Consider the following 19,445-nt stretch of genomic DNA (forward strand, 5'->3'; position numbering starts at 1 on the left):
CACCGTGATGTGCAGGTGACGTTGCCTGAAAGGCGTGTCAGCCGATTCCCACACATCGCGCACGGCTTACGAGGCCAAAGTTTCCGGCGGTCCTCAGGCCTTGGCAGGCTTCTCCTGCCGGTCGTACTTGAATTCCGGCAGCGCCTTGATGGCGTCTTTGGTCGCGCCAGGCAGCACGATCCTGCCTTGGTCGTACTTGAACTGATTCACTGGGATCGCAACATCGTGGCGCCCCACGCCCACAAAACCGCCCGCACCCACGATGGCGAACGAGACGGCGTTTTCCGGCGTCACGATCAGATCCTGCACATTGCCAACCTTCTCGTTGGCCTCGTTGTAGATGGTCTTGCCCAGCACTTGTTTCTTCACACTCACGCCCTTGATGACCGCATCGAGTTCGGTCACGGATACGCCGAGCGCGGCGTGGCCCGCGACTTGCGCGAAAGCTTGCGGCGCGGCGGCAATGGAGGCGGTAGCGATCAGGGCAGCAGCGAGACGTTTCATCGTGACTCCGTGGTCTGGTGAAGGAATGCGATCGACTCTAACGCGCACATGGCTGCCGGCGCAGGCGAGCGCGTCCGAAACACCTGTAGGACAAACGGGTGATGTCGCGGAAATCGGCTTCGCACGCAACTACACTGAAACGCTCGGCACCTGCTGGCCGTAATCATCCATCTCACGAGGAGTAACCGACATGATGACTCTGGAGCAACTCGGCGTTCTGCAACGCTCACAACTTGAAACCTGGATGGCTGTCACTGAGGAAGCGGTGAGCGGTGTCAATCGCCTGATCGGGCTCAATCTGCAGGCCATCAAGGCGGGTCTTGGCGAGACGGAACATTGCCTGCAAGACGCCGCTGGCGCACAGGACGCAGGCGAATGGTGGAATGCGCAAGCGCGCTATCTGCAACCCGCCGGCGAACGCGTCTCCGGCTACACACGCAACTTTGTCGAGATCGGCGTGGAGACCCAAAACGGCATTGCCCGCGCCCTGCAACGCCACGGTGATGAGGTGCGTCGCCAATGGGGTTTCGTTGCAGAAAATCTTGCGGACGCAGCGCCTCCTGGGGCCGAGGCGGCGGTGAATTTTTTCAAGGCGTCCGTGGGTCTGGAAGTGGCCGCCGCTGAAGCGGCTGAGGATGCCGGCGGGAGCCGGATTCTGGTGCCAAGTGACGTGGCCGCCAGGGACGGCACTGCACGCTGAACCTCCTCTATACGGGTGAGAAGCGTCGGCGTGGGCCGACAGTCATTTCGGTACAGTCCTACAAAACAGCACGGGCGGAGGTCGACAGTCCGCCCGTGCGCGCATCTCTACACTTCCTACATGCCTATCAACATGTAGGAGGTCGTCATGTCCTATCTCGTTGCGTGGCTCTTGGGTGTTCCCGCGATTGTGTTGCTGGTGATCTGGCTGTTCGTGCATTGACACGCAGCCTGGCTTATCCAATACGACACGGAGGACGCATGACTTTCCGAGACGACTGCAAAATCGAGGTATCTGCCTATGAACTCTCGCCGCAAGCGTGGCGCGCCGAAGTCAGTATCCTGCGCGTCAGCGATGGCGAGACCCTGTTAGCCCGTACGACGGTGCGCGCATCGGCCAACACGTATCCGAGCGCTTCAAGTGCCATGGAGGCGGCGCGCGCATATGCCGAAGCGATGATCGCTTCCGGCGAGCTTGACTGCAGCCCCGCGCTGGATTGATGTCAGCGATTTTGATGATGCTGGCGTCGCGGCGTGGCGTTACGTTCTGTTACCAATTCGCCAGCGCCGTATCACCTGTGTCTGCGGCCCTGAATACAATACAAATACCGTATTCCGCGCCGGCTACGGATTTGCCCGGCGCTCCAAGCCGCAGGTGATGAAGATGATTCGACGCAATGTGCTGTGGATTGCAGGTGCAGCCGCACTGGCAGTGCTGGCTGTGCCGCAGATGGCGTCGGCGCACGTGAGCGTCGGCATCGGATTTGGCGTGCCGGTCGCGCCCGTGTATGTGGCGCCGGCGCCGGTGTATTACCCGCCGCCGCCCCCGGCTTACTACGCGCCGCCTCCGCCGCCTCCGGCGTATTACGCCCCGGCGCCGGTCTACTACGGTCCGCCTGCCTATGGCCCGGCACCTGTGGTGGTGGGCGCGGGCTGGTACCGTTGGGGCCCGCGTTACCGCTGGTACGACGGCCGTCACTGGGGGCATTGGCGTTAAGCCCTCTGCCGAGAACAAAGGCTCCTGCGGGGGCCTTTTTCTTTATCGGCGTGCGCGCGTGGCACGGGAACTGCGTCGATTTGCACGACGGATAGGCGCCCACCTGCACCGCGACAAAGGAGCGCGGGGCAGAACCGGCGGTCTGCCTACCCGGTCGATATGACGTCCGCATGAATGATGCGGGCACGTGTGCCGCAGCGGTGCACGTCATGTTCGCAGTGTCATGACCGAAGGAGTTCCTATGCAAGTCACCACGCAACGCATTGCAACGCGCACCCTGATTGCCGCCGCAAGCGGCCTGGCCTTGGCGCTGGGTGCAGCGGTCGCGCACGCCGGCTCGCTTGATCCGTATCAGCCCGCCCAAAAGGTCAGCCGCGCCGACCCTTACACAGACGGTGCCAAGGTCAGCCGTGCAGATCCTTACACCGATGGCGCGAAGATGGGCCGCGCCGACCCCTATACCGACGGGGCAAAGGTGGGTCGTGCCGATCCGTACACGGACGGCGCGTGCAGCGATCATCAGAAATAAGGGAAGAGCGGCAGAGGCGCTGCCGCATCGCAACATCAAGCCCGGGCGATACCCGGGCTTTTTCTTTGTGCATCTTTCTGATGCAGGGCGCGTGCTAACGTCGGCCCGGAACGTCCCGCGAAACGCTGGCGTACGGCACAAGCGGAACGATCCTCAACCATACTGAAGCGCACGAATGTATCGGCTCTTTTGCGTCATTGGTTCAGGAAGAGTCGTGGAAGCGGTCGATGCCAGTGGCATACTTTTGCCTGATACGGGCTCTACGCAGCCCTTGCGCCATTGCACTACAACCACCAAGGAGAACGTCATGAAAACGAAACCGTGCCTGTGCCAGGACGATGTCACCAAGATCCTGGATGCCGCCGAGAAAGAAGCGCGCGCGCACCAATGGAACGTGACGATTGCCGTGGTGGACGACGGCGGCCATCTGATGGGCCTGCGCCGCATGGACGGCTGCGCCACCATCTCGGCGTACATCGCCCCGGAAAAGGCGCGTACCGCAGCGCTGGGCCGCCGTGAATCGAAGATCTACGAAGACATCATCAACAACGGCCGCATCTCGTTCCTGTCGGCCCCGCATCTGCAAGGCATGCTCGAAGGCGGCGTGCCGGTGATGGTGGAAGGCGTCTGCGCCGGTGCGGTAGGTGTGTCGGGCGTGAAGTCGACGGAGGATGTCGTGATCGCCAAGGCGGGTATTGCCGCCGTGAACGTGATCTGCTGATACGCGATCACGCAAGAGATTCAAAGGGAAGGGCGCGGCGGAGGTCGCGCCCTTTTTCTTTGGGGGCGGTGGGGGAAAAAGAAAGGCTTGGCTGGCGGTCGTCCGGCAATGCGAAATGACGACGGCTGGCTACGGCCGAATGTCTCCTGAGAGAGACGTCCCCACAAAAGTCGGTGGGTGTTGCGGCGTTACTTGGTCAGGATCAGTTTGCCGAAGCGCGTCACGCGCAGCGTGTAGACCGCGCCGTTGTGACGGATGGCCACCGCATTCTGACCGGCAAAGAGTTGTTCGGAGGTCATGGTCCGGGTGTCGCCGATGGTGGCGACTGGCATATCGCGAACGGTCTCGGCCGCGGACGTTCCCGCAGTGGCGTGCAGCTCGGCGGGTTGCTTGCGGGCCACGATGACGTGGCGACGGCGGATCACGGTACGTCCTGCGTCTTGGTGTTCGGAAGCGTTCATGGCGATGTCCTGGCGGGCGGAAACATGGGCTGAGACGTTGGCTGGCAAAGGCTCTCCAGCGAATGTCAAATAGATTAAATGAGAATAGTTATCATTACAAGCGTGGACTGACGATGTGCTGATCCATGCCTGAAAAAACAAAACCGGGCGCGAGGCCCGGTCGTGTAGATGTGCTGTGAGTCAGCCGTGCCGCGACGCCGGACGTTCTGCGAGAACGGCGCTCGGGCAACGTGGTGATGCCGCCTTAGTGCTGCGGCTCCGTTACAAAGCCGATGCGTGAGAGGCCGCCGCGCTGGATGGACGCCATGACCTGCGCCACGCGCTCGTAGCGCACGTTGCGGTCTGCGCGCAGGTGCATCTCAGGTTGCGGCTGCTGTTGCGCGGCCTGTGCGATGTCGGCTTGCAGTGTGGCCTCGTCGACCGGCTGGTTGTTCCAGAACACCTGGCCCTGTGCGTCGATTTCAACGTTCACGCTTTGTGGTTTGGCGTCGTCGGGCTTGTTGGACGCGCGCGGCAGGTCGATCTTTACCGCGTGGTTGATCACCGGAATGGTGATGATGAAGATGATCAGCAGCACCAGCATGACGTCGACCAGCGGCGTCATGTTGATCTCGCTCATCACCTCGTCATCGCTGTCGAAAGATCCGAAAGACATGGCCCCTCCTTACTGCTGCTTGACCGCAGCGAGGCGCACGCCAGCCTCGTCGCGCGGGGCGCCCGGGCGCAGGCGCGCGCCGGTCACGAAGTAGGCATGCAGGTCGTGCGCAAAGCGGTTGAGCTTGGCGATGATGGCCTTGTTGCCGCGCGTCAGGGCGTTGTAGCCGAGCACCGCCGGAATGGCCACGGCCAGACCGAAGGCCGTCATGATGAGCGATTCACCCACGGGGCCGGCCACCTTGTCGATGGTGGGCACGCCCACCGCGCCGATCCCGAGCAGGGCGTGATAGATGCCCCACACCGTGCCGAACAGGCCGACGAACGGTGCGGTGGAGCCCACCGAGGCCAGCACGGCCAGGCCCGATTGCATCTGGCCCACCGACTCATCGATGGCGCTCTTGAGCGAGCGCGTGATCCAGTCGGAAATGTCCATCACATCATGCAGCTGCGGCTGGCTGGCGCGGTGATGCTGCGCGGCTTCGCGACCCGTTTGCGCGAGCGTGTGGAACGGGTTGTCCTTGGGCGAGCCCAGCGTCTGCATGGCGTGATCGAAATCGTCCGAGTGCCAGAAACGCTTTTCAGCGCCTTGCGCCATCGACTTCAGACGGACGATGTCCCACGCCTTGGTCAAGATGACGATCCACGAGGCGAGCGACATGATGAGCAGCAGAATCGCCGTCGCGCGGGTGACGATGTCGCCTTGTGTCCAGAGATGGGAAAGACCGAGTTCCTGCATGATGAATGTCCTGAATTGAGCGAAAGGCTAAGCGAGAAGCGGAATCGAATTAGTTATCGAGCTTGAACACGAACGGCTTGCTGGCCACCACGGGCACGGCGCGGCCGTTCTGCTTGTAGGGGCTGCATTTGATGGCGCGCGCGGCATCGGTGGCGGCGCGGTCCAGGCGCGGCGAGCCGGACGACGACGTGACTGCCACGTTGGTGACTTCACCGGCCGTGCCGATGGAAATCTTCACCATGGCGCGGCCTTCCTCGCCCATTTTCTGCGACATGCTGGGATAGACCAGCGGCGGCTCGCTGCACTGGATGTCGTTGATGCCGATGCTGATGGGGCCAGACGGCGCTGGTGTCGGCGCGGGCGCGGGTTCAGGGGCCGGTGCCGGCGGCGCGGGCGGGGCGGCGGGCACTACGGGCGCGGTGTCCGACGGCGGCCGCGCGGGCGTCGGCATCGGCGTGGGTTTGGGTTGCGCGACCGGCTTGACGATGTTGACGGGCTTGGGCGCCTCTTGCTTGACCGGTTGCTGCTTGGGCGGCTCCGGTTGCTTGATCGGCTGAGGCGCGGCCGGAATGATGTGCGCCTGGATTTCCAGCGGTTCTTCGACGGTCGGGCGCGGCGCGATCAGGCCCAGCTGAATCAACATCAGCACGCCCGCGTGCAGCAACAGCACGACCACCAGAATCTTGAGAGTACGAGGGTGAATCATCAACGACCGGGAATCGAAAGCAGAAAAAGGAATGCGATGCGATGGTGGTGGGATGAACAACGAAAGCGGCGCAGCGTCAGCGCTTGCCGAAGACGATCAGTGAAATCCCAATGCTGATGAGCAGACTCAGGAGCAATTCCATGGCGCCTAGCGTTGAAGCCGGCGGGGTCGCCGCCAGCGTGACAGATATTGTAGGCCTGCAACTGCAACAGTGTTGCGACAACCGAGCACGGTTTGCGTTCAGCCTATTGTGTCGATAGGTGAAGTATAAACGATAATGATTCCTATTTGCACGGAAATTCCCTGTCTTTCGTGGGGTGGGGATCACGTCCAGAAGGCTGATGGCGCCAAACTGCCTGTGCAGGCGGTTGGCGATTCCGGGCGCTGTTGGCGCGCAACTTGCAAAGACACGGGTCGACCCGGGGTACGCTGTGTGCGCAAACGCGCTAGGATGAAAATCATTCAAACACGGTGACCGGCCGGCCAACCGTGAAACGGGGAAGAAGGGGGCGACCATGGATGAAGCCAACCTCAACATGGACGACGCTGACGACGATGGCACGTTCGTCCCCACCGGCGGAAGGCAGCCGCAGGCGCTGCAGTTGTCGTCGCTGGATTCCATGTGTGCGCAATTTGCGCTGCGTACCGTCTGCGCGATGGGCCTGCGCTTCAATCTGCGCACCAACATCAACGACATCCTCACCGTTTGCGCGCCGGAGCTGATCTGGCCGGTGACGGTCATCCAGCGCCTGCAGCGCTTCCTTTCTGCGCGCTGCGCCGACATGCCGGGCTGGCGGGCTGTCGGCAAGCTTGACCTGCCTACGTTCATGGATCGGCACGGCCAGTGGAGCAGCGCCTTTGATGAAAGCTCGCTGTTCTATTACCTGGACGAATACGTCAAGCATCACGCCAAGGACATGTTCACCGTGTTCGGCGCGTCGTGCGATGCGCTGGGCGAGCGGCTCTCCGGCGAGCGCGTCTTGCTGGTCGGCAACATCGACATGCTGGCCCGCGTGCTCGGCCTACCGCCGCACGAACGCGCGTTGCTGCTGTTTGCCTCCCTCGTGAAATACAAGCGCGACCTGCGCGCCGTGATGGTCGACTGCAAGGTGGCGCACAGCCAGGAAGCGTTCCAGCTGCTCGCCAACCTGGCGGGCGCAAGTACCGCCGAGGTCGCTGCGTCATTGCGGCCGGGCTCTCGGCTCGAGACGCTGGGCCTGATCGAACCGCCGCTGCCCGAAAACAGCGTCACCGATCTGGGCGATCTGATGCGCATCTCTGACCGCTTGTTGCACGTCCTGCTCGGTGACTATGCGAGCGAGGCGGACATGATGGCCGTCTTCACGCGCCCCGCGCCGCCGACCACGCTGTCGCAGTCCGACTACCCGCATGTGGAAACCGATGCACGCTACCTCACGGCGCTGTTGGAGAACGCCTCGCAGCAGCGCGCGGCCGGCGTGAACATCCTGCTGTATGGAGCCCCCGGCACCGGCAAGACCGAACTCGCCCGCGTGCTGGCGCGCGATGCCGGTTGCGAGCTGTACGAAGTGGATTGCCTCGACAAGGACGGCAACAGCCTCACGGGCAAAGACCGCTATCGCTCGCTGCAGGTGTCGCAGGCGTTTCTGCGCGGACGGCCCGGCGCAGTGCTCCTGTTCGACGAAGTGGAAGACGTCTTTCCCGGCCCGACGCGCGAGCTGATGAGCCTCTTCGGCCTCGAGGAGCCGCGTGGCTCCGTCAACGGCAAGGCGTGGGTGAACCAGACGCTGGAGCAGAACCCCGTGCCGGTGATCTGGGTGTCGAATTCCATCCGCCAGATCGACCCGGCGTATCTGCGCCGCTTCCAGTTCCACCTCGAGCTGAAGGTGCCGCCGCCGACGGTGCGCGAAAGCATCATCCGCAAGCATCTGGAAGGGCTGGAGGTGTCGGACGCCTTCATGGCGAAGCTGGCGGCGCGCAAGACGCTCACGCCGGCGCAGATTGATTCTGCCGCCCGCTTTGCGCGCCTGACTCAGCCGGCAATGGACGAGTCTGCTGAATCGCTGATCGAGCGTCAGCTTGACCACGCCGATCAGGCGATGGGCTTGCGCCCGGAAGTGCAGGCGCATCGCGTCGTGACTGAATACAAGCTGGATTACCTGAACCTGGAAACCCGGTTTTCTGTGGAGCGGATCATCGAGGCGCTGCGCGCGCGGCGACGCGGGACGCTGTGCTTTTACGGGCCGCCGGGCACCGGCAAGACGGTGCTGGCCGAGCATATCGCCGCGCAACTCGACATGCCGTTGATGATTCGCCGCGCGTCAGACTTGATGAGCAAGTACGTCGGCGAAACCGAGCAGCAGATTGCGGCGATGTTCGCGCGCGCCGAAGAGGAACGCGCGCTGCTGTTGCTCGACGAGGCCGACAGCTTCATGCAGAGCCGCCAGGGCGCGGTGCGCAATTACGAGGTGTCGGAAGTCAACGAGATGCTGCAAGGCATGGAACGCTTTGACGGCATCTTCGTCTGCACCACCAATTTGTTTGCTCGGATTGACGAGGCGGCGCTGCGGCGGTTCGCATTCAAGATCCGCTTCAAGCCGCTGGTGCGTGCGCAGCGCGAGCAGATGTTCATTGCCGAGGCCCTGGGCGGCAAGGCCGAAGCGCTCAAGCCTGTGTGGCGCGAGATGTTGGCGTCGCTCGACATGCTCACGCCCGGCGATTTCGCGGTGGTCAAGCAGCAGTCTGTGCTGCTGGGCGAGACGCTCGATCCGGAGGCCTTCCTCGCACAATTGCGGCAGGAGCATTCCATCAAGCCCGAGTTGCGCGAGCGGCGCTCCATTGGATTCACGCCGCGTTGACGGTGGGGTTGTAGACGGTACGAACGGATGCCGGCCGCAGCGGCTGAGGCCGGCCCGGCGGCGCGTGCCGGTCAGTCAACGATAAACAGCCGGGCCCCTGTTTTTGTGTGGGACTGATGCGCTTCGGCATCGTCGCCCACCTGATAGCTCATGCCTGGCGTCAGCGTGAACTTCCGGCCGTCTTCCAGCGTGGTTTCCAGCTCGCCCTCCAGGCAGAAGAGGATGTGGCCTTTTTTGCACCAATGGTCGGCCAGGTAGCCGGGGGTGTACTCGACCATGCGCACGCGGATGCGATTCGACTCGTCGCCAAAGTAGCGCGTGCGCCAGATCGCCATGCCGGTCTCACCGGTGTGTTCGGTGGGCTCGATGGTCGACCAGTCGGTCGTGCCAAAGGCGAAGGGCGCCATTTTCATCGCGGGACTCCCGTGGGTGAGCTGAATCCAGAATGGTATCAGCGGCGGGTGTGATGCAGGCCCCGCATTTTGAGTGCTGTCAGCGCCGCTTGTTGGTACGCCCCGACGGTATTGCGGGGCGCTCAATAATCCGCTCGTGCCGCGGGATTCCGCTACCCGTGCGGCATTGCAGCAGGGCGCCCATGGCGCCATTCCAATGTATGCAGAAATTGCATGGTGCTATGCAACATCGACATAACGATCGCCATGCGCTTCTCTAATATCGTCGCTTTTTACAAAGCGTGACGAACTTGGGCCGGCCCTGGCCCCATGAGATCCGCGTCTGTCGCGCGCCGTCCCTCCGGCCACGATATTCCTTGGAGAAAGTCTTGAACACCAAACGTCTGACCTCCCACATCGGGCTGGCAATGCTGCTGGGCATTGCCGTCGGCTGGGGCTGCCACGAATACGCCAAGGACGCTGCGGCGGCCAAGGACATCGCTTCGTACTTCAGCATCATCACCGACATCTTCCTGCGCATGATCAAGATGATCATTGCGCCGCTGGTGTTCTCGACGTTGGTGACGGGGCTGGCGAGCATGAGCGGTGGCCGCTCCGTTGGCCGCGTCGGCTTGCGCGCGATGATCTGGTTTGTGTGCGCGTCGGCCACGTCGCTGGCGCTGGGCATGCTGCTGGTCAACTTCTTCCAGCCGGGCGTGCACATGAACCTGGCGCTGCCGGACGTGTCGGCCACGTCGGGCCTGAAGACGGGCGACTTCACGCTCAAGGCATTCATCACGCACGTGTTCCCGCGCAGCATCGTGGAGGCCATGGCCACCAACGAGATCCTGCAGATCCTGGTGTTCTCGCTGTTCTTCGGCGCTGCGCTGTCGACGATGAAGAATCCGATGGAGAGTGTGATCGGCCGCGGCCTGGAAGAGCTGACCAAGCTGATGTTCCGCATTACCGACTACGTGATGCGTTTCGCACCGCTGGGCGTGTTTGCAGCCATGGCCGCTGCCATCACGGTGGAAGGCGTCGGCGTGCTCGTGACCTACGGCAAGCTGATCGGCGAGTTCTACCTGGGCCTGGCGCTGCTGTGGGCGATCCTGTTCTTCGTCGGCTATGTGCTGCTGGGCCGGTCGCTGGGCCGTCTGCTGGGCTTGATTCGTGAGCCGACCATGCTTGCATTTGCCACGGCGAGCAGCGAATCGGCGTATCCGAAGACGATGGAAGCGCTGGAGAAGTTTGGCGTGCCCAAGCGCGTGGCCAGCTTCGTACTGCCGCTGGGGTATTCGTTCAACCTCGATGGCTCGATGATGTATCAGGCGTTTGCGGTGATGTTCATTGCACAGGCCTACAACATCCAGATGAGCTTTACGCAGCAAGTCACGCTGCTGCTCGTGCTGATGCTCACGAGCAAGGGCATGGCTGGCGTGGCGCGCGCCTCGCTGGTGGTGGTGGCGGCCACGCTGCCGATGTTCCATCTGCCGGAAGCGGGTCTGCTGCTGATCATCGGCATCGACCAGTTCTTCGACATGGGCCGCACGGCCACCAACGTGATCGGCAACAGCCTGGCCACGGCCGTGGTGGCGAAGTACGAACCGGCTGAAGAAGAAAGCGAGGCCGAAGTCGCCGCGCAGCCGAACATCGGCTGAGCCCCAAGTAAAAACGCCACCTACCCAGGTGGCGTTTTTTTATTCAGCTGGCGAAGCGAGGGAGGTCGCTGCAGGGGCGAGCGGCGCATCGCCAATGTCGACGCGCTGCGCCATGGGCGCTTCTCCGAGCAATGCAGCCACCATGGCTTGCAGCGGAAGCACGTCGCCGGTGCTCATGAAGCGCGGCGAAGCAGCCTGGCCTGACGCGTGCAACCCCGCCGCCGCCAGCGTGCGCCCGAGATGGCGCGCGACGGCATGTCCGGTGTCGATCAATGTCAGCCGGTCGCCCGCGATCTCGCGGATGGCATCTTCCAGGAATGGGTAGTGCGTGCAGCCGAGCACCAGCGTGTCGGCATTCGCATCGAGCATCGGTTGCAGATAGGCCTGCAGCAGTTCGAACACGGCCGGCGAGTGGGTATCGCCGCGTTCAATCAGCGGGACGAGGCCGTAGCCGGGTTGGCTCAGCACTTGGCAATCGCCGGAGGCAGCGGCCAGCAGGCGTGCAAATTTCTCGCTGCGCAGGGTGCTTTCCGTCGCCAGAACGCCGACCACACGGCTCTTCGACGTGGCAACCGCTGGTTTCAAGCCCGGCTCGACGCCGATCACCGGCACCGCGAGTTTTTCGCGCAGCACGTGCACGGCCTGCGCCGTGGCGGTGTTGCAGGCGATCACCAGTGCCTTGCAGCCTTGATCGACGAGCCATTCGCACACACGCAGCGTGCGATCGGCAATGTATTGGGGGGATTTTTCCCCGTACGGGGCATGGCGGGAATCCGCCAGGTAGAGAAGCGATTCGGCCGGCAGTTCGGCGCGAATCGCGCGCAGGACGGAGAGCCCTCCGAGGCCGGAATCAAAGACCCCGACCGGTGCCTGCGCGCGTGTCGTCATATTGGATATGAGTGAACGGCTCAGCCTGCTGCGACCGGAATCTTGCCGATCTTGGCTTGCCATTCCGCCGGGCCGGTCTTGTGGACCGACGTGCCCGAGCTGTCCACCGCGACGGTGACCGGCATGTCCTTCACATCGAATTCGTAGATGGCTTCCATGCCCAGGTCTTCAAACGCCAGCACCTTCGAACCGCGGATGGCCTTGGACACCAGGTAGGCCGCGCCGCCCACGGCCATCAGGTAAGCCGACTTGTGCTTCTTGATGGATTCGATGGCGACCGGGCCGCGCTCGGCCTTGCCCACCATGGCGATCAGGCCGGTCTGGGCGAGCATCGTCTCGGTGAACTTGTCCATGCGCGTGGCCGTGGTCGGGCCTGCCGGGCCGACGACTTCATCGCGCACCGGGTCGACCGGGCCGACGTAGTAGATCACGCGGTTGGTGAAGTCGATCGGCAGCTTCTCGCCCTTGGCGAGCATGTCGGCGATGCGCTTGTGCGCGGCGTCGCGGCCGGTCAGCATCTTGCCGTTGAGCAGCAGCGTCTGGCCCGGCTTCCACGAGGCGACTTCTTCCGGCGTGAGCGTGTTCAGGTCGACGCGCTTCGACGTTTCCGTGTTCGGTGCCCACTCGACCTTCGGCCATTGCGACAGGTCCGGCGCTTCCAGCTTGGCAACGCCGCTGCCGTCCAGCGTGAAGTGCGCGTGACGCGTGGCGGCGCAGTTCGGGATCATGGCGACCGGCAGGTTGGCTGCGTGGGTCGGGTAGTCCAGGATCTTCACGTCGAGCACGGTGGCCAGGCCGCCCAGGCCTTGCGCGCCAATGCCCAGCGCGTTGACCTTCTCGTACAGCTCGATGCGCAGTTCTTCTGCGCGGTTGCTCGGGCCGCGGGCGATCAGGTCTTGAATATCGATTGGCTCCATCAGGGCTTCCTTGGCCAGCAGCATGGCCTTTTCAGCCGTGCCGCCAATGCCGATGCCCAGCATGCCCGGCGGGCACCAGCCGGCGCCCATGGTCGGCACGGTCTTGAGCACCCAGTCGACGATCGAATCCGACGGGTTCAGCATCACGAACTTCGACTTGGCTTCGGAGCCGCCGCCCTTGGCCGCGACGATCACATCCACCGTGTCGCCCGGCACGAGCGACATGTTGATCACGGCCGGGGTGTTGTCCTTCGTGTTGGTGCGCTTGCCGGCCGGATCCGCCAGCACGCTGGCGCGCAGCTTGTTGTCGACGTCGTTGTACGCGCGGCGCACGCCTTCGTTGACCATGTCTTCCAGGCTCATCGTGGCACCGTCCCAGCGCACGTTCATGCCGACCTTCAGGAACACGGTGACGATGCCGGTGTCCTGGCAGATCGGGCGCTTGCCTTCGGCGCACATGCGGCTGTTGGTCAGGATTTGCGCGATGGCATCCTTGGCCGCCGGGCTCTGCTCCTGCTCATAGGCGCGGCCCAGAGCAGTGATGTAGTCCATCGGGTGGTAATAGCTGATGTACTGCAGCGCGTCGGCGACGCTCTGGATGAGGTCTTCTTGACGAATGACGGTCATGGTGGGGGACCAACGTATAGGAATGAAAAGCCGGTGCGGCAGGGCAGTGGTCGGTGACTTTCACTCCCTGCCTGTGACCTGGACGGCGGGCGCCGCAGGCTCAGAACAGCCTGAGATCATACACCCAATGTCGGGCGCGGATTGTCCGAGCGCGTTCGTCGGAATCGCCGCGCCGACAAGGGCGCAGCGTCAATGTGCGTCGGCAGCCTCGCCGTGCGGATGCGCGTGCGAAACGATGCGGTCCACCCAGGCCATCACCAGCGCAGACACCAGGAACGCCACGTGGATCGCCACCTGCCACAGGATCGTGTGCGTGTCTTTCTGGGCCGCATCGATGAACGTCTTGAGCAGGTGGATCGAGGAGATGCTGATCAGCGCCATCGACAGCTTCACCTTGAGCACGCCCGCGTTGACGTGGTCCAGCCATTCGGGCTCATCTTCGTGGCCCTCGATGCCGAGCTTGGACACGAAGATGTCGTACCCGCCGATGATCACCATGATCAGGAGGTTGGAGATCATCACCACGTCGATCAGGCCCAGCACGGCGAGCATGATCTTGGTTTCGTCCATGTCGCCCAGGTGCGAAACCAGGTGCCACACCTCGACGACGAAGAGGTACACATAGGCTGCCTGGGCGATGATCAGCCCCAGGTAAAGCGGCAGTTGCAGCCAGCGGGAAAAGAAGATCAGGCGCGGAATCGGGCGCAGCGGAGCGATGGGCGTCTTCATGGGCAGGACGGGCGAGTGGTCGAAAAACCGCGTGATTGTAACGGTCCGTGATTGCGGAATCGCTTACCGGAAAACGCGAGTGACGCGCTTCATTCCCGGTCCAGCGACGGATCCAGCGGGTCCAGCGGATCGGCCGCGCGGCCGCGTTGTCGCCCCCGCTGCATCGGCTGGCGTGGCCGCGCGGGCCAGCTCGCCACGAGAATGCCCGCCACCACGCATGCCAGCGCGATGCCGTGCGGCCAACCCGGCGTTTCTCCCAGTGCGACGATGCCGTACGTGGCAGCCGCAATCGGCAGCACCGACGTGAACACGCCTGCAAGGTGAGCGGGCACGTGGCGAATGCCCTTCATCCACAGCCAGAACGAGAAGATGCTGGCGGACAGCGCATACCAAAGCACCAGGCCCCAGATGGGCAACGGCACGCCGGACAGATCGAAGGTGAGCAGCGGCATCAGCCCCAGCGGCAGCATCAGGAGGCCGCCGATCAGGTGCGTGTATGCGCAGATCTCGATGGCGGGCAACGTTTGCGTCAGGCGCCGCGACAGGATCACGTAGATCGACTCGCATAGCACCGCGCCCATCACCAGCGCATTGCCCAGCAACGCCTGCGCCGCATCGGCGGGCGCAGCGCCCGAAGATTCGCCGCCGCGGTAGGCGTTGAGAATCGCGACGCCTGCCACCGCCAGCACCACCGACGCCAGCGTCCGGCCCGAAGGCTTTTCGCGCAGCACCAGCCACGACAGCAGCGCCACTGCGGCTGGAATCGTGCTCGTGATGATGCCCGCGGCCAGCGCCGAGGTCAGCCGCACACCGTTCAGCATCAGCAGCGTGAAACCGAACGTACCGAAGAAGGCTTGGAGGAACAGGTTCGTCCACTCGCCGCGGGTGACGCGGCGCATCCGCGATGGCTTGTACCACGGTGCCATGCAGACGATGGCAATCAGAAAGCGCAGCAACGCAAACAGCATCACCGGCATGACGGCGACGATCGATTTACCGAAACCGACGTTGCTGCCGACCAGTGCCATGGCAGCAATCAGGAAAAGGGCGTGGATGGGCACGATGAGAATTCAGTGGAAACCGGCACGGGGCGCGGCTCTTTGGCCGGTTATGTTGCGTTGCGATGCGTGCCGTAACAAGAAGTGACGCATTATAGTAATGCCCTTCACGTCGGTTTGCGGCGCAGAAATGCGTAAGGCTGGAGTCAGGTCAGCCCCTTAGATTCGCCGCAAAACGACTACAGACATCGCTATCAGGAGACACCATGGCTGGCATTGAATCTGTCCTGCAGGAAACGCGCGTTTTCAACCCGCCCGAATCCTTCGTCAAACAGGCAAACATCGCCGGCATGGATGCGTACCGTGCCCTGTGCGCCGAAGCCGAGAAAGATTACGAAGGCTTCTGGGCGCGCCTCGCCCACGAGCACCTGCTGTGGCACAAGCCCTTCAGCAAGGTGCTGGACGAGTCCAACGCACCGTTCTACAAGTGGTTTGAAGACGGCGAACTCAACGCGTCTTACAACTGCCTCGAGCGCAACCTTGAGAACGGCAACGCCGACAAGGTCGCCATCATTTTCGAGACCGACGACGGCAACGTTTCGCGCATCACGTATCGCGAACTCCACGCGCGCGTCTGCCGCTTCGCCAACGGCCTGAAGGCCCTGGGCATCAAGAAGGGCGACCGCGTGGTGATCTACATGCCGATGTCGGTGGAAGGCATCGTCGCCATGCAGGCGTGTGCGCGCATCGGTGCGACGCACTCGGTGGTGTTCGGCGGGTTTTCGGCCAAGTCGCTGCAGGAACGCATCGTCGATGTGGGCGCCGTGGCGCTCATCACCGCAGACGAGCAAATGCGCGGCGGCAAGGCGCTGCCGCTCAAGGCCATCGCCGACGAAGCGCTCGCCATGGAAGGCACGGACGCCGTCAAGCACGTGATCGTCTATCGCCGAACCAATGGCAACGTGAACTGGGTGGAAGGCCGCGACCGTGCGATGGACGAGGTCGAAGCCGGCCAGCCGGACACCTGCGAAGTCACACCGGTGAGTGCGGAACACCCGCTGTTCATCCTCTACACCTCGGGCTCGACCGGCAAGCCGAAGGGCGTGCAGCACAGCACGGGCGGCTACCTGCTGTGGGCGCTGCTCACCATGCAGTGGACGTTCGACCTGAAACCCGACGACATCTTCTGGTGCACGGCCGACATCGGCTGGGTGACGGGCCACAGTTACATCGCGTACGGCCCGCTCGCGGCCGGTGCCACGCAGGTCGTGTTCGAAGGCGTGCCGACGTATCCGAACGCCGGCCGCTTCTGGGACATGATCCAGCGTCACAAGGTCAACACGTTCTACACCGCACCGACGGCGATCCGCTCGCTGATCAAGGCCGCCGAGGCGGACGAGAAGGTCCACCCGAAGCAGTACGACCTGTCCAGCCTGCGCCTGCTGGGCACCGTGGGCGAGCCGATCAACCCGGAAGCCTGGATGTGGTACCACACGAACATCGGCGGCGGCCGTTGCCCGATCGTCGATACGTTTTGGCAAACCGAAACCGGCGGCCACATGATGACGCCGCTGCCGGGCGCCACGCCGCTGGTGCCGGGTTCGTGCACGCTGCCGCTGCCGGGCATCATGGCCGCCGTTGTCGATGAAACCGGGCACGACGTGCCGAACGGGCAGGGCGGCATCCTCGTCGTCAAGCGTCCGTGGCCTTCGATGATCCGCACGATCTGGGGCGACCCGGAGCGCTTCAAGAAGAGCTACTTCCCGGAAGAGCTGGGGGGCAAGCTGTATCTGGCCGGCGATGGTTCGATCCGTGACAAGGAAACCGGCTACTTCACCATCATGGGCCGCATTGACGACGTGCTGAACGTCTCGGGCCACCGCATGGGCACGATGGAAATCGAATCGGCGCTGGTGGCGAACCCGATCGTGGCCGAGGCCGCCGTGGTGGGCCGCCCCGATGACATGACTGGCGAGGCCATCTGCGCGTTCGTGGTGCTCAAGCGTTCGCGCCCCGATGGCGACGAAGCCAAGCAGATCGCCAACGAGCTGCGCAACTGGGTCGGCAAGGAGATCGGGCCGATTGCCAAGCCGAAGGACATCCGCTTTGGCGACAACCTGCCCAAGACGCGCTCGGGCAAGATCATGCGCCGCCTGTTGCGCTCGCTGGCCAAGGGCGAGGACATCACGCAAGACACGTCCACGCTTGAAAACCCGGCCATCCTCGATCAACTGAAGGAAACGCGCTAACCGCCAGCGCTGGCCGCCGATCTTGGCCATCGACACCCAACAAGACAGCCGCTTCCGCAAGCGGCTGTTTCTCTATTACGGGCTCTATACCGCAGGGCTGGTGCTCTTCATCGTGATGATGGGCGCGATCGAACGCGTGCGCGGGCCCGGCGTGTGGCTCGGCTATGTGTTCCTGTTTGTCACCATCGCCATCTACGCATGCATCGGGTTGATCTGCCGCACGGCCGATCTCACCGAGTACTACGTGGCGGGGCGCCGCGTGCCAGCATTCTTCAACGGCATGGCCACCGCGGCCGACTGGATGAGTGCTGCCTCGTTCATCGGCCTGGCGGGCATCGTGTTTGCCTCAGGCTATGAGGGCCTGGCGTATGTGATGGGCTGGACGGGCGGCTACTGCCTCGTCGCTTTCCTGCTGGCGCCTTATCTGCGCAAGTTCGGTGGATACACGGTGCCGGATTTTCTGGCCAACCGCTATGGCAACGGAGAACGCGGCGGCAGCTCGGTCGTGCGCGGCATCGCGGTGCTGGGCGCGACGCTGTGTTCCTTCGTCTACCTCGTCGCGCAGATCCAGGGTGTCGGGCTGGTCGTCACGCGCTTTATCGGCGTCGAGTTTTCGGTGGGCGTGTTCTTCGGGCTGGCGGGCATTCTGGTGTGTTCGTTCCTGGGTGGCATGCGCGCCGTGACGTGGACCCAGGTGGCGCAGTACATCATCATGATCGTGTCGTTCCTGGGCGTCGTGGGGATCATCGGCTGGCATCGGTATCACGATCCGGTGCCGCAGTTGTCGACGGGCCGCCTGCTGGTGCAGATCGAGAAAGAGGAGCGGCGCATCGCGCACGACCCTGCCGAGCAGCACGTGCGTGACCATTTCCTGAACGAAGCCCAGGCGCTGCAGGAGCGAATCTCGCAGTTGCCGCAGTCGTTCGACCATGCGCGTGAAGCGCTGAATGCGCAGCTCAAACTGGCACGCGAACGCAATGCGCCGCTGCGTGAGATCAAGGCGCTGGAGCGCGAGCGCGAAGAGTTTCCGCCCGATGCAGCCACCGCGTCGATCCTGTGGAACCAGCAACGAGAAGACGCACTGGCGCGCAGCCGCATGGCACCGCCATCCACCGAGCCGTTTCCGTCTGCATCAGAAAACGAGCGCGGCACCGAGCGGCTGAACTTCGTGCTGCTGGTGTTCTGCCTGATGGTCGGCACGGCCAGCCTGCCGCACATCCTCACGCGCTTTCACACCACGCCGTCGGTGCGTGAGACACGCAACTCGGTGAGCTGGACGCTCGTCTTCGTGGCGCTGCTGTATGTGTCGGCGCCGGCGCTGGCGGCGCTCGTCAAGCTCGATCTGCTGCAGCACCTGGTGGGTGCGCCGTTTGCCGACCTGCCGCAGTGGATCGTGCCTTGGCGCAAGGTCGACCCGCCTGTGTTTGCGCTGCATGACATCAACGGCGACGGCATCGTGCAATGGGCCGAGGTGATGATGCAGCCCGACATGATCGTGCTGGCCGCGCCTGAGATTGCGGGCCTGCCCTACGTGCTGTCCGGGCTGATTGCGGCGGGTGCGCTCGCCGCGGCGCTGTCGACGGCCGATGGCCTGCTGCTGACCATTGCCAACGCGCTGTCGCACGACGTGTACTTCCACATGATCGACAACACGGCGAGCCACCAGCGGCGTGTCACGAGCGCGAAGGTCGTGCTACTGGGCGTGGCATTGCTGGCGGCCTATGTGACGTCATTGAAGCCGGGCAACATCCTCTTCCTGGTCGGCGCGGCCTTCTCATTGGCGGCGTCGTGCTTCTTCCCGGTGCTGGTGCTTGGCGTGTTCTGGAAGCGCACCAACCGTGCCGGCGCCGTCGCGGGCATGCTGACGGGGCTTGCCGTGAGCGTGTACTACATCATCGCCAACTACCCGTTCTTCACGCGCATGACTGGCGTGCTGGGCCAGCCGTGGTTTGGCGTGGATCCGATCGCCTCCGGCGCGTTCGGCGTACCGGCCGGGTTTGTGGCGGCGATTGTCGTGAGCCTGTTGACCAAGCCGAACCGGCCGGTGGTCGACAAACTCGTCGGCTACATTCGCGACCCGCTGTAAAAAAACCGGCTCCCGACGAGCCGGCAAAGGGCAGGGCCGAAGTGTGGGGCTCCG

Annotated in this window: 19 protein-coding genes; 9 read left to right on the forward strand and 10 right to left on the reverse strand. The window is 63.5% G+C overall.

The features are described 5' to 3' along the window. Positions 1-93: 93 nt before the first annotated feature. Positions 94-504 carry a PRC-barrel domain-containing protein gene (locus tag R2676_RS19370; protein WP_206275215.1) on the reverse strand — a complete coding sequence of 137 codons (411 nt, stop codon included), beginning with the start codon at positions 502-504 and terminating at the stop codon, positions 94-96. A gap of 190 nt (positions 505-694) precedes the next feature. Between R2676_RS19370 and R2676_RS19375 the strand changes: the two genes are divergently transcribed. The 5 genes from R2676_RS19375 to R2676_RS19395 all read left to right on the forward strand — a co-directional run bounded on the left by R2676_RS19375 (position 695) and on the right by R2676_RS19395 (position 3,450). Continuing rightward, a complete protein-coding gene (locus tag R2676_RS19375) occupies positions 695-1,204 on the forward strand; it encodes a phasin family protein (protein ID WP_027681101.1) in 510 nt (169 codons plus the stop codon). Positions 1,205-1,464: 260 nt separating this feature from the next. After that, the gene (locus tag R2676_RS19380) at positions 1,465-1,704 is read left to right on the forward strand and encodes a hypothetical protein (RefSeq protein ID WP_027681102.1); all 240 of its coding nucleotides are present in this window, start codon (positions 1,465-1,467) and stop codon (positions 1,702-1,704) included. Positions 1,705-1,861: 157 nt separating this feature from the next. Then, positions 1,862-2,200, forward strand: a complete 339-nt coding sequence (locus R2676_RS19385) for a hypothetical protein (RefSeq protein WP_206275217.1) — start codon at positions 1,862-1,864, stop codon at positions 2,198-2,200. Between the two features lie 241 nt (positions 2,201-2,441). Further along, the gene (locus R2676_RS19390) at positions 2,442-2,729 is read left to right on the forward strand and encodes a hypothetical protein (RefSeq protein ID WP_206275218.1); all 288 of its coding nucleotides are present in this window, start codon (positions 2,442-2,444) and stop codon (positions 2,727-2,729) included. 307 nt (positions 2,730-3,036) lie between these two features. Next, entirely contained in the window at positions 3,037-3,450 is a 414-nt protein-coding gene (locus R2676_RS19395; RefSeq protein ID WP_024972523.1) for a GlcG/HbpS family heme-binding protein, read from the forward strand. 188 nt (positions 3,451-3,638) lie between these two features. Here the strand turns inward: R2676_RS19395 and hemP are convergent, their stop codons facing one another. From hemP to R2676_RS19415, 4 genes are all read right to left on the reverse strand, one after another. After that, the gene (gene hemP, locus R2676_RS19400; protein WP_206275290.1) at positions 3,639-3,911 is read right to left on the reverse strand and encodes a hemin uptake protein HemP; all 273 of its coding nucleotides are present in this window, start codon (positions 3,909-3,911) and stop codon (positions 3,639-3,641) included. A gap of 244 nt (positions 3,912-4,155) precedes the next feature. Beyond that, complete coding sequence (locus R2676_RS19405; protein WP_027681106.1) at positions 4,156-4,566, reverse strand: ExbD/TolR family protein; 411 nt, start codon at positions 4,564-4,566, stop codon at positions 4,156-4,158. A gap of 9 nt (positions 4,567-4,575) precedes the next feature. Then, entirely contained in the window at positions 4,576-5,304 is a 729-nt protein-coding gene (locus R2676_RS19410) for a MotA/TolQ/ExbB proton channel family protein (RefSeq protein WP_027681107.1), read from the reverse strand. Between the two features lie 49 nt (positions 5,305-5,353). Next, a complete protein-coding gene (locus R2676_RS19415) occupies positions 5,354-6,010 on the reverse strand; it encodes an energy transducer TonB (protein WP_206275219.1) in 657 nt (218 codons plus the stop codon). Between the two features lie 515 nt (positions 6,011-6,525). On the opposite strand from R2676_RS19415, the gene R2676_RS19420 reads away from it, so the two are divergent. Next, complete coding sequence (locus tag R2676_RS19420; RefSeq protein ID WP_206275220.1) at positions 6,526-8,847, forward strand: AAA family ATPase; 2,322 nt, start codon at positions 6,526-6,528, stop codon at positions 8,845-8,847. Between the two features lie 71 nt (positions 8,848-8,918). Here R2676_RS19420 and R2676_RS19425 read toward each other — a convergent pair whose 3' ends face one another. Beyond that, on the reverse strand, positions 8,919-9,260 hold the full coding sequence (locus tag R2676_RS19425; RefSeq protein ID WP_102067540.1) for a DHCW motif cupin fold protein: 342 nt from the start codon (positions 9,258-9,260) through the stop codon (positions 8,919-8,921). 368 nt (positions 9,261-9,628) lie between these two features. Here R2676_RS19425 and R2676_RS19430 point away from each other — a divergent pair, with 368 nt between their 5' ends. After that, positions 9,629-10,897, forward strand: a complete 1,269-nt coding sequence (locus R2676_RS19430; protein WP_206275221.1) for a dicarboxylate/amino acid:cation symporter — start codon at positions 9,629-9,631, stop codon at positions 10,895-10,897. A gap of 39 nt (positions 10,898-10,936) precedes the next feature. Here the strand turns inward: R2676_RS19430 and murI are convergent, their stop codons facing one another. The 4 genes from murI to R2676_RS19450 all read right to left on the reverse strand — a co-directional run bounded on the left by murI (position 10,937) and on the right by R2676_RS19450 (position 15,119). Beyond that, positions 10,937-11,785, reverse strand: a complete 849-nt coding sequence (gene murI, locus R2676_RS19435; protein WP_206275222.1) for a glutamate racemase — start codon at positions 11,783-11,785, stop codon at positions 10,937-10,939. Between the two features lie 20 nt (positions 11,786-11,805). Continuing rightward, positions 11,806-13,329, reverse strand: a complete 1,524-nt coding sequence (locus R2676_RS19440) for a fumarate hydratase (protein ID WP_206275223.1) — start codon at positions 13,327-13,329, stop codon at positions 11,806-11,808. A gap of 189 nt (positions 13,330-13,518) precedes the next feature. Continuing rightward, positions 13,519-14,058 carry a TIGR00645 family protein gene (locus tag R2676_RS19445; protein WP_206275224.1) on the reverse strand — a complete coding sequence of 180 codons (540 nt, stop codon included), beginning with the start codon at positions 14,056-14,058 and terminating at the stop codon, positions 13,519-13,521. An 89-nt stretch (positions 14,059-14,147) separates the two neighbouring features. Then, positions 14,148-15,119 carry a DMT family transporter gene (locus R2676_RS19450; protein ID WP_206275225.1) on the reverse strand — a complete coding sequence of 324 codons (972 nt, stop codon included), beginning with the start codon at positions 15,117-15,119 and terminating at the stop codon, positions 14,148-14,150. Between the two features lie 203 nt (positions 15,120-15,322). On the opposite strand from R2676_RS19450, the gene acs reads away from it, so the two are divergent. Next, positions 15,323-17,305 carry an acetate--CoA ligase gene (acs, locus tag R2676_RS19455; RefSeq protein ID WP_027681116.1) on the forward strand — a complete coding sequence of 661 codons (1,983 nt, stop codon included), beginning with the start codon at positions 15,323-15,325 and terminating at the stop codon, positions 17,303-17,305. 22 nt (positions 17,306-17,327) lie between these two features. Then, positions 17,328-19,391, forward strand: a complete 2,064-nt coding sequence (locus tag R2676_RS19460; RefSeq protein WP_206275226.1) for a sodium:solute symporter family protein — start codon at positions 17,328-17,330, stop codon at positions 19,389-19,391. The last annotated feature ends 54 nt before the right edge of the window (positions 19,392-19,445 follow it).

Origin of the sequence: Ralstonia flatus (assembly GCF_958439105.1) — a bacterium.
GTDB classification, from domain to species: Bacteria; Pseudomonadota; Gammaproteobacteria; order Burkholderiales; family Burkholderiaceae; genus Ralstonia; species Ralstonia flatus.

Excerpts from the sequence above, each read along its gene's own strand:
- R2676_RS19370 (WP_206275215.1), bottom strand. The coding sequence starts at position 504 with ATGAAACGTCTCGCTGCTGCCCTGATCGCTACCGCCTCCATTGCCGCC.
- R2676_RS19375 (WP_027681101.1), top strand. The coding sequence starts at position 695 with ATGATGACTCTGGAGCAACTCGGCGTTCTGCAACGCTCACAACTTGAA.
- R2676_RS19380 (WP_027681102.1), top strand. The coding sequence starts at position 1,465 with ATGACTTTCCGAGACGACTGCAAAATCGAGGTATCTGCCTATGAACTC.
- R2676_RS19385 (WP_206275217.1), top strand. The coding sequence starts at position 1,862 with ATGAAGATGATTCGACGCAATGTGCTGTGGATTGCAGGTGCAGCCGCA.
- R2676_RS19390 (WP_206275218.1), top strand. The coding sequence starts at position 2,442 with ATGCAAGTCACCACGCAACGCATTGCAACGCGCACCCTGATTGCCGCC.
- R2676_RS19395 (WP_024972523.1), top strand. The coding sequence starts at position 3,037 with ATGAAAACGAAACCGTGCCTGTGCCAGGACGATGTCACCAAGATCCTG.
- hemP (WP_206275290.1), bottom strand. The coding sequence starts at position 3,911 with ATGAACGCTTCCGAACACCAAGACGCAGGACGTACCGTGATCCGCCGT.
- R2676_RS19405 (WP_027681106.1), bottom strand. The coding sequence starts at position 4,566 with ATGTCTTTCGGATCTTTCGACAGCGATGACGAGGTGATGAGCGAGATC.
- R2676_RS19410 (WP_027681107.1), bottom strand. The coding sequence starts at position 5,304 with ATGCAGGAACTCGGTCTTTCCCATCTCTGGACACAAGGCGACATCGTC.
- R2676_RS19415 (WP_206275219.1), bottom strand. The coding sequence starts at position 6,010 with ATGATTCACCCTCGTACTCTCAAGATTCTGGTGGTCGTGCTGTTGCTG.
- R2676_RS19420 (WP_206275220.1), top strand. The coding sequence starts at position 6,526 with ATGGATGAAGCCAACCTCAACATGGACGACGCTGACGACGATGGCACG.
- R2676_RS19425 (WP_102067540.1), bottom strand. The coding sequence starts at position 9,260 with ATGAAAATGGCGCCCTTCGCCTTTGGCACGACCGACTGGTCGACCATC.
- murI (WP_206275222.1), bottom strand. The coding sequence starts at position 11,785 with ATGACGACACGCGCGCAGGCACCGGTCGGGGTCTTTGATTCCGGCCTC.
- R2676_RS19440 (WP_206275223.1), bottom strand. The coding sequence starts at position 13,329 with ATGACCGTCATTCGTCAAGAAGACCTCATCCAGAGCGTCGCCGACGCG.
- R2676_RS19445 (WP_206275224.1), bottom strand. The coding sequence starts at position 14,058 with ATGAAGACGCCCATCGCTCCGCTGCGCCCGATTCCGCGCCTGATCTTC.
- acs (WP_027681116.1), top strand. The coding sequence starts at position 15,323 with ATGGCTGGCATTGAATCTGTCCTGCAGGAAACGCGCGTTTTCAACCCG.